11 protein-coding genes and 3 pseudogenes are annotated in these 13896 nt (G+C 67.7%); 2 read left to right on the top strand and 12 right to left on the bottom strand.

The window, feature by feature from the left end; translation table 11 throughout:
• From AD428_RS13020 to AD428_RS12985, 8 genes and pseudogenes are all read right to left on the bottom strand, one after another.
• Positions 1-805: pseudogene (locus AD428_RS13020) on the bottom strand (sulfate/molybdate ABC transporter ATP-binding protein); the annotation flags it as partial.
• Positions 806-827: 22 nt separating this feature from the next.
• Complete coding sequence (gene cysW / locus AD428_RS13015; protein ID WP_053245451.1) at positions 828-1724, bottom strand: sulfate ABC transporter permease subunit CysW; 897 nt, start codon at positions 1722-1724, stop codon at positions 828-830.
• Positions 1721-2590 (bottom strand): sulfate ABC transporter permease subunit CysT, encoded by an 870-nt coding sequence (cysT, locus tag AD428_RS13010; protein WP_053245450.1) that lies wholly within the window; start codon positions 2588-2590, stop codon positions 1721-1723. Before cysT ends, cysW begins: the two co-directional genes overlap by 4 nt.
• Positions 2591-2598: 8 nt before the next feature.
• A complete protein-coding gene (locus tag AD428_RS13005; RefSeq protein ID WP_053245449.1) occupies positions 2599-3627 on the bottom strand; it encodes a sulfate ABC transporter substrate-binding protein in 1029 nt (342 codons plus the stop codon).
• Positions 3628-3886: 259 nt separating this feature from the next.
• Entirely contained in the window at positions 3887-4528 is a 642-nt protein-coding gene (locus AD428_RS13000) for a peroxiredoxin (RefSeq protein ID WP_053245448.1), read from the bottom strand.
• 177 nt (positions 4529-4705) lie between these two features.
• A complete protein-coding gene (locus tag AD428_RS12995; protein WP_053245447.1) occupies positions 4706-5683 on the bottom strand; it encodes a tripartite tricarboxylate transporter substrate-binding protein in 978 nt (325 codons plus the stop codon).
• 65 nt (positions 5684-5748) lie between these two features.
• Entirely contained in the window at positions 5749-6456 is a 708-nt protein-coding gene (locus AD428_RS12990) for an enoyl-CoA hydratase/isomerase family protein (protein ID WP_235490143.1), read from the bottom strand.
• Positions 6368-7744 carry a CaiB/BaiF CoA transferase family protein gene (locus tag AD428_RS12985; RefSeq protein WP_235490138.1) on the bottom strand — a complete coding sequence of 459 codons (1377 nt, stop codon included), beginning with the start codon at positions 7742-7744 and terminating at the stop codon, positions 6368-6370. Before AD428_RS12985 ends, AD428_RS12990 begins: the two co-directional genes overlap by 89 nt.
• 89 nt (positions 7745-7833) lie before the next feature.
• On the opposite strand from AD428_RS12985, the gene AD428_RS12980 reads away from it, so the two are divergent.
• Positions 7834-8757, top strand: coding sequence for a LysR substrate-binding domain-containing protein (locus AD428_RS12980; RefSeq protein ID WP_053245445.1), 924 nt, complete (start codon positions 7834-7836; stop codon positions 8755-8757).
• Between the two features lie 128 nt (positions 8758-8885).
• On the opposite strand, the pseudogene AD428_RS12975 reads toward AD428_RS12980, so the two are convergent.
• The 3 genes and pseudogenes from AD428_RS12975 to AD428_RS12965 all read right to left on the bottom strand — a co-directional run bounded on the left by AD428_RS12975 (position 8886) and on the right by AD428_RS12965 (position 11570).
• A pseudogene (locus tag AD428_RS12975) lies at positions 8886-9814 on the bottom strand (electron transfer flavoprotein subunit alpha/FixB family protein).
• Between the two features lie 2 nt (positions 9815-9816).
• The gene (locus AD428_RS12970; RefSeq protein WP_053245444.1) at positions 9817-10566 is read right to left on the bottom strand and encodes an electron transfer flavoprotein subunit beta/FixA family protein; all 750 of its coding nucleotides are present in this window, start codon (positions 10564-10566) and stop codon (positions 9817-9819) included.
• Positions 10567-10646: 80 nt separating this feature from the next.
• Positions 10647-11570: a histone deacetylase family protein gene (locus tag AD428_RS12965; RefSeq protein WP_082308388.1), complete on the bottom strand. Its 924-nt coding sequence runs from the start codon at positions 11568-11570 to the stop codon at positions 10647-10649.
• Between the two features lie 10 nt (positions 11571-11580).
• Here AD428_RS12965 and mltB point away from each other — a divergent pair.
• A pseudogene (mltB, locus tag AD428_RS12960) lies at positions 11581-12737 on the top strand (lytic murein transglycosylase B).
• A gap of 140 nt (positions 12738-12877) precedes the next feature.
• Here the strand turns inward: mltB and cysM are convergent.
• Positions 12878-13786 (bottom strand): cysteine synthase CysM, encoded by a 909-nt coding sequence (cysM, locus tag AD428_RS12955; protein ID WP_053245452.1) that lies wholly within the window; start codon positions 13784-13786, stop codon positions 12878-12880.
• Positions 13787-13896: the final 110 nt, after the last annotated feature.

Here is a 13896-nt window from a genome sequence, read left to right as displayed (position 1 = left end):
GCTTCGTCCTGCACCAGCCCCGGCGCGGGCAGCGACAGCCCGGCGCCTTCCCAGACGCCTGCGCGCGCCGTGCCCGCGAGCTGGTTCACATCGCCCAGGAATCCATACACGAACGGGGTGGCCGGCGCTTCCCACACCTCGCGCGGCGTGCCGACCTGCTCGATGCGCCCGGCATTCATGAGCACGACGCGGTCGGACACTTCGAGCGCCTCTTCCTGGTCGTGCGTCACGAAGACGCTGGCCACGTGCAGCTCGTCGTGCAGGCGCCGCAGCCAGCGCCGCAGCTCCTTGCGCACCTTGGCGTCGAGCGCCCCGAAAGGCTCGTCCAGCAGCAGCACCCGGGGCTCCACGGCCAGCGCGCGCGCAGCGCGATGCGCTGGCGCTGTCCGCCCGAAAGCTGGGCGGGATAGCGGTCGGCCAGCCAGTCGAGCTGCACCAGGTTCAGCAACTCGTGCACCTTGCGCCGGATTTCGGTTTCGGAAGGACGCTGCGACCGGTGCTTGACGCGCAGGCCGAAAGCCACGTTCTCGAACACCGTCATGTGCTTGAAGAGCGCGTAATGCTGGAAGACGAAGCCCACCTGGCGCTGGCGCACGTCCACCGCGGTGGCGTCCTCGCCCGCGAACAGCACGCTGCCCGAATCCGCCGATTCCAGGCCGGCGATGATGCGCAGCAGCGTCGTCTTGCCACAGCCGGAGGGCCCCAGCAGGGCGACCAGCTCGCCCGTTTCGATGTGCAGGGATACGTCGTCCAGCGCCCGGAACGCGCCGAAGCGCTTGGACAGGTTGCGAACTTCTATGCTCATATTCAATCTCCGCCTAGGGTCGTCAGGCCAGGGCCGGGCGCGTCGGCGCGGGCGCGGGCCGCTCCAGCGGCACGGGCTCGTCCTGGCGCGCCCGGGCATTGCGCCACTCGACCACGTTCTTGGCCACCAGCGTCACCAGCGCCAGCAGGGCCAGCAGCGACGCCACCGCGAACGCGGCCGCGTACTGGTACTCGTTGTAGAGAATCTCCACGTGCAGGGTCATGGTGTTGGTCAGACCGCGTATCTGGCCCGACACCACCGACACCGCGCCGAATTCGCCCATGGCGCGGGCATTGCACAAAATGGCGCCGTACAGCAGTCCCCACTTGATGTTGGGCAGCGTCACGCGCCAGAAGATCTGCCAGCCGCTCGCGCCCAGCGTCAGCGCGGCCTGCTCTTCTTCGCTGCCCTGCGCCTGCATGAGCGGGATCAGCTCGCGCGCCACGAACGGAAACGTGACAAACAGCGTGGCGATGACAATGCCGGGCACCGCATAGACGATCTTCAGGTCGTGCGCCTGCAGCCAGCCGCCGAACCAGCCCTGCGTGCCGAACAGCAGCACGAACACCAGGCCGGCCACCACCGGCGACACCGAAAACGGCAGATCGATCAGGGTGATGAGAAACTGCTTGCCCCGGAACTGGAAGCGCGTAATGGCCCAGGCCGCGGCCACCCCGAACACCAGGTTCAGGGGCAAGGCGATCGCGGCGACCAGCAGCGTGAGGCGTATGGCGGCCAGCGCGTCGGGCTCCACGATGGCGGCCAGATAGAGATCCCAGCCTTTGCGCAGGGCTTCGGTGAACACGGCGGCCAGCGGCACGAGCAGGAACAGCGCCAGGAACGCCAGGGCCACGCCCAGCAGCGCGCCGCGCACCCAGCGCGGCTCGGTCAGGTGGGCGGGACGATCGACGACGCTCATGCCAGCCTCCCCAGGCCGCGCCGGGCCTGCCAGCCCTGCAGCAGATTGATGACGAACAACAGCGCGAACGACAGCGCGAGCATGACCGTGGCGATGGCCGCGGCGCCCGCGTAGTCGAACTGCTCCAGCTTGGCGATGATGAGCAGCGGCGTGATCTCGGACACCATGGGCATGTTGCCCGCGATGAACACCACCGAACCGTACTCGCCCACCGCGCGGGCGAAGGACAGGGCGAAGCCGGTCAGCATGGCGGGCGCCACCGCCGGCAGGAGCACGCGGCGGATGGTCTGCCAGCGGTCCGCGCCCAGGCTGGCGGCCGCTTCCTCGATCTCGCGCTCCACGTCTTCGAGCACCGGCTGCACGGTGCGCACGACGAACGGCACGCCGATGAAGATCAGTGCGACCACGATGCCCAGCGGGGTATAGGCGACCTTGAGGTCGAAGAGGCGCGCCAGCGGCGCGCCCAGCCATCCCTTCTCCGAATACAGCGCGGCCAGGGCGATGCCGGCCACCGCGGTCGGCAGGGCGAACGGCAGGTCCACCAGCGCGTCCACGATCTTCTTGCCCGGGAAGCGGTAGCGCACCAGCACCCAGGCCACCACGCTGCCGAACACCAGATTGACCAGCGCCGCCAGCAGGGCCGCGCCGAACGTCAGCTTGTAGGAGGCCAGCACGCGCGGCGCGGTCGCCGCCTCCCAGAACCCTTGCAATCCCAGGCTGGCGCTTTTGATGGGCAGCGCGGCCAGCGGGATCAGCACCAGCAGGCTCAGGTACAGGACCGAGTAGCCCAGCGACAGGCCGAATCCGGGCAGCACGCCCGCCCGGATCCGCCGCGTCGCCGCCGGCAGGGAAAAGACATTCGCCATGGCCGTCTTCAACGCCGCTGCGGCTGGTAGATCTGGTCGAACGTGCCGCCGTCGCTGAAGTGGGTCTTCTGCGCCTTGCGCCATCCGCCGAAGATCGCGTCATCGATCGTCACCAGCTTGAGCTCCGGGAATTTCTGCGCGTATTTGGCGGCGACTCCCTTGTCGATCGGACGGTAATAGTTCTGGGCGATGATTTCCTGGGCCGCGGGCGTGTAGAGGAATTCCAGGTAGGCCTGGGCGGCCGCGCGCGTGCCCTTCTTGTCCACCACCTTGTCCACCACGGCCACCGGCGGCTCGGCCAGGATGGACAGCGACGGCACCACGATATCGAACTTGTCCGGCCCCAGCTCCTCGAGCGCGAGAAACGCCTCGTTTTCCCAGGCCAGCAGCACGTCGCCCACGCCGCGCTCCACGAAAGTGGTGGTGGCGCCGCGGGCGCCCGTGTCGAGCACCGGCACGTGCTTGAACAACTCGGCCAGGAAGGCGCGCGCCTTGTCCTCGCTGCCGCCGTTCTTCTCCAGCGCATACGCCCAGGCCGCCAGGTAGTTCCAGCGCGCCCCGCCCGAGGTCTTGGGATTGGGGGTGATGACCTGCACGCCGTCCTTGACCAGGTCGTCCCAGTCCTTGATGTGCTTGGGATTGCCCTTGCGGACCAGGAAGACGATGGTGGAGGTGTACGGCGAGCTGTTGTGCGGCAGGCGCGCCTGCCAGTTCTGCGGCAGCAGCCCCCGGTCGGCGATGGCGTCGATGTCGTAGGCCAGCGCCAGCGTCACCACGTCGGCGTCCAGCCCGTCGATGACCGACCGCGCCTGGCGGCCCGAGCCCCCGTGCGACTGGCGTATCGTGAGATCCACGCCCGCCTTATCGCGGTACTGCTTGACGAAAGCCTCGTCGAGGGCGCGGTAGAGTTCGCGCGTCGGATCGTAGGAAACATTCAGCAGCGTCTGCTTCTGCCCGGCCTGCGCGGCCCCGGCCGCGGCGAAAGCCAGTGCCGCAGCCGCCAGCGCGCCACGCCAGCCTGCTCGCTTGAACAACATCCCGGACTCCCTTTCTCGTTTAGAAGATGGGAGCTAGTTTGCGGGCGCTCGCAGATGAACGGAACGAATCATTTTTTGATTGCTCATGGCTTCAAGGCATATGCGCCCGGAAAACCCGCTGCCGCGCCCGCTGCGCGGGCTTGCTGCCCCCCGAGGGGGCGCTTTTTGTCTTGGGGCGGCCCGGCGACAAAAAAGCCGGACCTTCGCGAGGAAGGCCCGGCCGTCTGCGCCGGCGCATGCGCGCCGACTTGCCTGCTTCTTACTTGTTCGGCTGCGGCGTGATGCGCAGATAGGGGCGCACTGCCTTGTAGCCCTTGGGGAATTTTTCTTTGATGACGGCCTCGTCCTGCAGCGAAGGCACGATGATCACGTCGTCGCCGTCCTTCCAGTTGACCGGCGTGGCCACGCTGTGGCTGTCGGTGAGCTGCAGCGAATCGATCACGCGCAGGATCTCGTCGAAGTTGCGGCCGGTGCTGGCCGGATACGTGATGATGAGCCGCACTTTCTTGTTCGGGTCCACAATGAACACCGAACGCACCGTGAGCGTGGCGTTGGCGTTGGGATGGATCATGTCGTAGAGCTCGGACACCTTGCGGTCCTTGTCCGCGATGATCGGGAAATTGACCCGGGTCGACTGCGTGTCGTTGATGTCGTCGATCCACTTGGTGTGCGAATCCACGTCGTCCACCGACAGCGCCAGCACCTTCACGTTGCGTTTGGCGAATTCGTCGGCCAGCTTGGCCGTGTAACCCAGCTCCGTCGTGCAGACCGGCGTGAAATCGGCCGGATGCGAGAACAGCACGCCCCAGCTATTACCCAGGTACTCATGAAAGCGGATGGGACCGATCGAGGACTCTTGTTCGAAATCGGGGGCGGTATCGCCCAGGCGTAGATGACTCATGATGTCTCCTGCAATGCGGGTTCGGTAGGGAAACGGGTCCGGCGCCAAAGCGCCGGATCATCCGGCATCGTGCCGGCGGCCGCCAAGGCCATTCGACATGATTCTTCCATCAAAACCGCTACGCGGGAAATACGCAAGACATATAACCTTATGCAATATCGCTATCCGGGACCGCACTCAGTTGACCGTCTTCGTGCTCTCCCGCGCCAGGCTCAAACCCTTTGCGCCTTCCTTGCGGGCAAACGCATCGAACGCCGCGATCGACTGCGACGGCGTGGCCTCCTCATAGCCCGACGCCAGGCCCGCGCGCACGTCCTCCTGCGCGAGCACCTCATTGCTGGCCTTGAAGAGCACATCCACCACGGCGTCCGGCGTTCCCTTGGGGACAAAGATTCCCCACCAGTTCGAAAGATCGTAGCCGGGCACGGTCCGGGCGATGGGCGGATAGGGAAGCAGGCGCGACGGCTCGGCCGACGTCACCGCCAGTGCCACGACCTTGCCGGTATCGATCACCGCCTTGGCCGACGGCGCGGTCGCAAACGAAATATCCGTGTCGCCGGCCGCCACCGATTGGGCCGCGGCCGCTCCTCCCTTGAAGGGAATGTGCATGAACTGCACGTGGGCGAGCTTCATGAATTCGACGGCGGCCAGATGGGTGATGACGCCGTTACCCGACGAAGCCACGTTGATCGCGCCCGCCTTGCGCCGCGCCCGATCGATCAGGTCCTGCACGCTCTTGATGCCCAGCCGCGCATTGGCGATCAGCACCATGGGCCCGGTCGTCAGCTGGGCGACCGGCGTGAAGCTTTCGGCGCTGTAGTCCACCTTGTACAGCACGCCGTCGCTGCCCATCACACTGGAGTTGCCCAGGAACAGCGTATAGCCGTCGGGCTGCGCGCGCGCCGCGTGACTGGCGCCTATCGTAGAGCCGGCGCCGGGGCGGTTTTCCACGATGACGGGCTGGCCCAGCCGCTTGGACAACGCATTGGCATAAACGCGGCCCACCTGATCTGCGCCGCCGCCGGGAGGAAAGCCGATCACCAGCGTAATAGGCTTGGCCGGATAGGCGTCGCCAGCCGCCGCCTGTCCGGCCGCGGTGGCGCCCGCCACGGCCAGCGCCACCGCGGCGACGCGCAAAGCTCGAGCAATCTGCATGAGTCTCTCCTTTGGGATGGAATGGCGCCGTGCGCCTTGTTCTCTGTCTTGTGTGTGCCGGCGCCTCAGGCGCCGGTGAATCGCGCAGGCCGCTTTTCCTTCCAGGCGCGCGCGCCCTCGGCCAAGTCCTGCGAGCGCTCCGAGCGCAGCACGGCTTGTGCGATTTCGTCGGCATTCAACCGCCCGCGCGCGATCAGGTTGAGATGCTTCTTCACGCCCTCCAGCGGCAGCGGCGCCATGGCCGCCAGCTGCGCCGACAGCGCCTGCATGCGATCCGCCAGCTGTTGCCGGGATACCAGCTCGGTCAGGAAGCCGATGCGCAGCATTTCCGCCGCATCCAGCCTCTCGGCCGTCAGGAAAAGCCGCTTGGCCTGGTCCAGCCCGAGCCTGGATACGTAGCGCGACAGCCCGCCCGCATAGAAGTGCAGCCCCAGCCGCGTCGCAGGCATGAACATGTCGGCCTGCGGCGTGCCGATGCGGAAATCGCAGGCCAGGCACAGGTCGGTGCCGCCGCCATAGACGCCCCCCTGCACCACGGCGATGGTTACCGGCCGCAAGGCTTCCACCTCATCCATGGTTTCGCCGAAGAATGTGGAGCTGGGCGCCGTATCCGACCCCAGCGATCCGATGTCATAGCCACTGCAGAAGTACTTGCCCAGGGCCAGGAAGCGCAGGACGCGCACCTCACGATCCTCGTTCACCACTGTTATGTGGCGCCGCAGCGTTTCCAGGTCGTCCGGATTGAGGCGATTGGCGTGGGCCGGCCGGGACAGGGTAATGGTGGCGATATGCCCCTGGATGCTCAGCTGCGGGCTCTCGGAAACGGCCAGGCCGGCGGCGTTCATGCGGCCTCCGGCAATCCGGCCTGATGGGCCACCGCCCGATCCAGCCAGCGCTCGATCTCGCGCGGGGCAAAGCCATAGGACTCGAGCACGACGCGCGTGTGCTGGCCGAACACGGGCGGCGCCAGGCCGCGTCCGGCGCCGTCTCGTCCGCATCGCGGCGGCCCAGCGGCAGGCCGACCTGGCGCAGTTCGCCCAGCCGCGGATGCTGCAACGACCGCACCAGGCCGCAGGCCTGCACCTGCGGATCCGCGAACACGTCGGCCAGCGTGTTGATGGGCCCGGCCGGGATGCCGGCCTCGATCATCAGCGCGGTCCATTCCTTGCGCGTCCGTCGCCGCAGCCCGCGTTCCAGCTCTTCCTTGAGCGCGTGGCGGTGCTGCATGCGCTCTGCATTGGTGAGAAAGCGGGGGTCGGACACCAGGTGCTCGAGCTGCAGGATGCCGCAGAGCCTGACCCACATGGCCTGGGTGGCCGGCGCCAGGTTCAGCAGGCCGTCGCGGGTTTCGAACGCACCATAAGGCGCAATGACCGGATGCACATTGCCGCAGGGCTCGGGCACCTCGCCCTTGCTGAGAAAGCGCTGCCCCTGCACGCTGAGCAGGGCCGCCAGGCTGGCCAGCAGCGAGGTTTCCACATGCTGCCCCCGCCCGGTCCGCGCCCGCTGCGCCACCGCCGCAAGAATGCCGATGGTCAGCCACATGCCGGCCGTGAGGTCGCCGATGGCGGTTCCGACCCGCATCGGGCCGGACTCCGGCGTACCGGTCAGGCTCATGAACCCGGAATAGCCCTGGGCCACCTGGTCGAAGCCGGCCCAGTCGCGGGCCGGCCCGCGGCTGCCGAAACCCGAAATGGAGGCCATGATGAGTCCGGGCTTTTCGGCGGACAGCGCCGCGTAGCCCAGTCCCATGTTTTCCATCGTGCCGACCTTGAAGTTCTCGACCACGATGTCCGAGGCAAGCGCCATTCTGCGGACGAGGTCCAGGCCTTCCGGCTGGCGAAAGTCGACGCCCACCCCTTTCTTGTTCCGGTTGGCGCTAAGATAATAAACGCTTATATCTTCATCGAACGGTCCCCACTGCCGGGCCATCTCTCCGGCCGGCATGGGTTCCACCTTGACGACTTCGGCGCCCAGGTCTCCGAGAATCATGGTGCTGAAAGGGCCGGACAGCGCCCTGGTCAGGTCCAGCACCTTCAATCCGGCAAGCGGCTGATCCATGATCTTCTCCTCCTGGACCCATTCTAGGCACAGCCCGCCAGGCGCCGAAAATATGATTTTCCGATAAACCAATAAGAAATTCTTATCCCATGAATCTGCGGCAACTGAAGTACTTCGTGCGGGTGGTGGAGCTTCAGAACATGACGCGCGCCGCCGAAAGCCTGCATGTCGCGCAGCCGGCGCTCAGTCAGCAGATGTCGCTGCTCGAAGAATCGCTGGGTGCGCATCTGCTGATACGCGGCGCAAAAGGCGTGCAGCCCACCGCCGAAGGTCTGCTGCTGTATCGCCACGCGCAGACCATCCTGCGCCAGGTCGACAGCACCCGCGCCCTGCTCTCGAAAGCCACCGACCAGATCACAGGCACGGTTTCCATCGGGCTGGCCTCCAGCACCGCGCGCATGCTGTCGCTGCCCCTGATGCGCCGTGTCCGGGAAGAACTCGGCGCCGTGGTGCTGGAGATCGTCGACATTCCCAGCGCCGATCTGACCAAGCTGGTGCTGCAGGGGCGCATCGACTTCTCGCTGTCGCCGGACCAGCAGGCCATGCAAGGCCTGCTGCGCACGCCGCTCCTGCGCGAAGACCTCTTTCTGCTCGCCCATCGCAGCGTCGCGCTGCCCCGCCGCCGCAGGCTGACGATTGCCGATTTCGCCGCGCTGCCGCTCATTCTTCCCAGCCTGCCCAACACGCTGCGCGCCCGGCTCGACCATGCCTTCCTGACGGCAGGCCTCACCTGCAATCTGTTTGCGGAGGCCAGTACCTCCGCAATCCTGATTCCGGCGGTCCGGGCGGCCATGGCGGCAACCATCCTGCCGCATTCGGCGGCGGCGCCCGAGATCGCCGAAGGCATGATTGCCGCCTACCCGCTCGACGAAACGCTCAGGCGCGACCTGGTCTTGTGCGCGAGCGCCACGCAGGCGCTGCGTCCGGAAGTGGAGCGGGTGATGACGCTCTGCCAGGACGAAATCCGTCGCCTGGTTAAGGGAGGCGACTGGCAGGCCTGCGCGCTGCTATAGCCGCCCAGGCGAAGCACGGCCGCCCCGGCCTTCGTTCTCCGCGCTTCGGACGAAAAAAAACGCGGACGACAAGCGTCCGCGTCTCTCGCCCGCCCGCCGGCCGGGCCGGCGGGGCGAGGCTGCCCGGCTTACAGGGCGTTGGTGAGTTCCGGCACGACCTGGAACAGGTCGCCGACCAGGCCGTAATCGGCCACGCCGAAGATAGGAGCTTCGGGATCCTTGTTGATGGCCACGATGACCTTGGAATCCTTCATGCCCGCCAGGTGCTGGATGGCCCCGGAAATGCCCACGGCCACGTACAGCTGCGGCGCGACGATCTTGCCGGTCTGGCCGACCTGCCAGTCGTTGGGCGCGTAGCCCGCGTCCACCGCCGCGCGCGAAGCGCCCAGCGCCGCGCCCAGCTTGTCGGCCAGCGGATCGAGAATCTTGAAATTCTCCGCGCTGCCCAGGCCGCGGCCGCCCGACACCACCACGCGCGCGCCGGCCAGCTCCGGACGGTCGCTCTTGGCCACTTCGCGGCCCACGAACGACGACAGCCCCGAATCGGCCACCGCCGCCACTTCCTCGACCGCCGCCGAGCCGCCCTCGGCGCCACCGCGTCGAACCCGGTGGTGCGCACCGTGATGACCTTCACCGCGTCGCCCGACTGCACCGTGGCGATCGCGTTGCCCGCGTAGATCGGGCGCTGGAACGTGTCGGGCGCGTCCACCCCGATGATGTCCGACACCTGCGCCACGTCCAGCTTGGCGGCCACGCGCGGCGCAACGTTCTTGCCCGAGGCCGTCGCGGCAAACAGAATGTGCGAGTAGCCCGAGGCCACCGCCAGCACCTGCTCGGCCACGTTCTCGGCCAGGCCCTCGGCCAGCTGCGGCGCATCGGCCAGCAGCACCTTGGACACGCCGGCGATCTTGGCGGCCTGCTCGGCCACCGCGCGCGCATTGGCGCCCGCCACCAGCACGTGAACGTCGCCGCCGATCTTGGCGGCCGCGGCCACGGTGTTCAGGGTCGCGCCCTTCAGGTGGGCGTTGTCGTGTTCGGCAATAACCAGCGTCGTCATCTTCAGAGCACCTTCGCTTCGTTCTTGAGTTTGTCCACCAGGGCCGCAACGTCGGCCACCTTGATGCCGGCCTTGCGCGCCGGCGGCTCGGTGACCTTCAGCGTCTTCAGCCGGGGCGCGGGATCCACGCCCAGGTCCGCCGGCGCAACCGTCTCCAGCGGCTTCTTCTTGGCCTTCATGATGTTGGGCAGCGTCACGTAGCGCGGCTCGTTCAGCCGCAGGTCGGTAGTGACGATGGCCGGCAGCTTCAGCGACACCGTCTCCAGGCCGCCGTCCACCTCGCGCGTGACCGTCGCCTTGCCGTCGGCCACTTCCACCTTGCTGGCAAACGTCGCCTGCGGCCAGCCCAGCAGCGCGGCCAGCATCTGCCCCGTCTGGTTGGCGTCGTCGTCGATGGCCTGCTTGCCCAGGATCACCAGCTGCGGCTGCTCCTTGTCCACCAGCGCCTTGAGCAGCTTGGCCACCGCCAGCGGCTGCAGTTCGACATCGGTCTGCACCAGCACCCCGCGGTCCGCGCCGATCGCCATGGCCGTGCGCAGCGTCTCCTGGCATTGCGCAACGCCGCAAGACACCGCCACCACTTCGCTGGCCGTGCCCTTCTCCTTGAGCCGCGTCGCTTCTTCCACCGCGATCTCGTCGAAGGGGTTCATCGACATCTTCACATTGGCGATATCCACGCCAGTCTGGTCAGACTTGACGCGCACCTTGACGTTGTAGTCAACGACGCGCTTGACAGGTACCAATACCTTCATCCCGCTGCCTCCAAGGGAAATGATCAATTGAAATAATTACCCGGCAATCGCCGGCATTGCAACGCACAATTTTTCTGATTCTACAGCTTCGCCAGGGAGCGCACGTGAGCGACCACGCTGCGGCCGAGTGCGGACAAGTTGTAACCGCCCTCCAGCGTGCTCACGATGCGCCCCTGACAGTGGCGTTCGGCGACTTCCACAAGCTGGTCGGTGATCCAGGCGTAATCCGCCTCCACCAGCCCCATCTGGCCCATGTCGTCCTCGCGATGCGCGTCGAAGCCGGCCGAGATCAGGATCAGCTCCGGGCGATGCTCGTGCAGGCGCGGCAGCCAGGCGTCGCCCACGATGGCGCGCACCGCCGCGCCGGCGGTATAGGCGGGCACCGGCACGTTGACCATGTTGGGCGCGGGATGCCCGGTGCCGCTGTTGGGGAAAAACGGGTGCTGGAAGAAGCTGCACATCAGCACGCGCTCGTCGCCCGCGAACACGTCTTCGGTGCCGTTGCCGTGGTGGACGTCGAAATCCACGATGGCCACGCGCGACAGGCCGTGGAACTCCAGCGCATGGCGGGCGGCCACCGCCACATTGTTCAGGAAGCAGAACCCCATGGCCTGCGAGCGGCAGGCGTGGTGCCCCGGCGGGCGCACCGCGCAGAAGGCCGTGCGCGCCTCCCCGCCCATGACCGCGTCCACCGCCGCCACGCCCGCCCCCGCCGCATAGAGCGCGGCCTCGTAGGTGTGGGGGTTCATGAGAGTGTCCGGGTCGATGGGGTAGTAGCCGTGCTCGGGCAAGTGCTCGCGCAGGCTGTCCAGGTACTGGACAGTGTGCACCCGCAGCAGGTCATGCCGCGAAGCCTGGGGCGCCTGGCGGTCGTCCAGGTACGGCATGAGGCCGCTCGCCAGCAGCTGGTCGGAAATGGCATCGAGCCTCTGCGGGCTCTCGGGATGCCAACTGCCCATTTCATGCAAGCGGCATGCAGGGTGGGTAAGATACATAGTCTCCATAAGGAAGATTATGTTCATCTGTCGGCGAATACTGCAACTCGCAACCCTGCCCGTCCTGCTCGCCGGGTGTTCCACCACCGCCCCCACCGCAACGTCCCCCTCCCAGCCCGCCCCCGTCGCCAGCGCGAGCGCCGGCGCCGTGCGCATCGGCCCGCCATGCCCGCGCCGCCCTCGGCCGGCGAAGACGGCGGACCCGCCACGCTCACGGCGGGCGGGGCCCTGCGGCCCGAGGTGCGCGCATTCGCCGAAAGCCTGGCCGCCGAACGCCGGCTGCCCCTGCCGCCGCTGCTGGCCGCGCTCGAGGGAGCGCGCTACAACGCCACGGTCGCGCGCCTCATCCTGCCTTCGGGCGCCAGCGGCAAGAAAGTCTGGCGCAGCTGGCTCACCTACCGCTCGCGCTTCGTGGAGCCCAAGCGCATCGGCTGGGGCGCCCAGTTCTATGAAGAAAACCGCGCCTTGCTCAACCAGGCCGCCCAGCGCTTCGGCGTGCCCGCGCCCATCATCGCGTCCATCATCGGGGTCGAAACGCTCTACGGCCGCAACATGGGCAACTTCCGCGTGCTGGACGCGCTCGCCACCCTGGCCTTCGACTACCCCGATCCGGCCCGGCCCGAGCGCGCCGAGATGTTCCGCGGCCAGCTCGCGGATTTCCTGACCCTGGTGGAACGGGGCAAGCTCGATCTGGACACGGCGGGCTCCTACGCGGGCGCCATCGGCATGCCGCAATTCATGCCCGGCAGCATCATGCGCTACGCCGTGGACGGCGACGACAACGGGCACATAGACCTTTCCGGCAACACCTACGACGCCATCATGTCGGTGGGCAGCTTCCTGGCCCAGCATGGCTGGCAGCGGGGCCTGCCGGTCTTCGCGCCGGTGGCGCTGCCGCCCGACCCGGCGCCGCTGGCCGACGGCGGGCTGGTGCCGCGCCAGACCTGGGAATCGCTGCACGCCGCCGGCGCCACGCTCCTGCCCGGCGCCTCCGCCGCCGGCTGGAGCGAGCAGCCGCTCGGCGTGGTGGACCTGGTGGAGGAAGCCCGCGGCACGGCGCAGTATCGCGTCGGCACGCCCAATTTCTTCGCCCTCACGCAGTACAACCGCAGCTATTTCTACGCCACGGCGGTGGCCGATCTCGCCAAGGAGATCGAAATGCGCGTCGGCCGCTGATCCGCCGGCCGGCCTGGCCAAACGGGCCGAGGCGCGATCGGGCAGCCCGGGTGCGCAAAAGGAGGCATGCAAAAGAAAAGGCTCCCCGCCGGGAGCCTTGCGTGCGGTGGTTCCGGCGGCCGGGTTCGCCGGCCCCGGGGTCAGTTGAAGACGCCGGTGGACAGATAGCGGTCGCCGCGGTCGCAGACGATGAAGACGATGGTGGCGTTATTGACGCGTTCGGCGACGCGCAGGGCCGCCACGAGTGCGCCGGCCGACGAAATGCCGCCGAAGATGCCTTCCTCGGCCGCCAGGCGGCGCGCCATGGTTTCGGCCTCGGCCTGCTGGATGGACTCGTAGGCGTCCACGCGGCTGGCATCGAAGATCTTGGGCAGGTAGGCTTCGGGCCACTTGCGGATGCCGGGGATCTGCGAGCCCTCGGCGGGCTGGGCGCCCACCACCTGCACCGCCGGGTTGCGCGACTTCAGGTAGGTGGACACGCCCATGATGGTGCCGGTGGTGCCCATGGCGCTGACGAAATGGGTGATCCGGCCCTCGGTCTGGTTCCAGATTTCCGGCCCCGTGGTTTCGACGTGGGCGCGCGGATTGTCGGGATTGGCGAACTGGTCGAGCACCACGCCCTTGCCCTCGGCCTGCATTTCGGTGGCCAGGTCGCGCGCATACTCCATGCCGCCCTTGTCGGCGGGGGTGAGGATGAGCTCGGCGCCGTAGGCGGTCATGGCGGCGCGGCGCTCCAGCGAGAGGTTGTCCGGCATGATGAGGATCATGCGGTAGCCGCGCATGGCGGCGGCCATGGCCAGCGCGATGCCCGTGTTGCCGCTGGTGGCCTCGATCAGCGTGTCGCCCGGCTTGATGTCGCCGCGCTCCTCGGCGCGCCGGATCATGGACAGCGCCGGGCGGTCCTTGACCGACCCGGCGGGGTTGTTGCCTTCCAGCTTGGCCAGGATGACGTTGCCGCGCGGCGCGCCGGCCTCGCCCGGAATGCGTTGCAGGCGCACCAGGGGCGTGTTGCCGACGGTTTGTTCGATGGTGGGATAGTTCGTAGTCATGCCGCCGATCATAACCTTGCCTGGCGCGCCGCAACGCCTAAATCCGTGTTCGCGCCAGGGACTCCCGCCGGCGGAATCAGGGCCGCGCCGCCGGCGCAGGCGCGCGCGCG

This window comes from Achromobacter sp. DMS1, from assembly GCF_001270295.1.
This window is presented reverse-complemented; position numbering and strand designations above follow the sequence as displayed.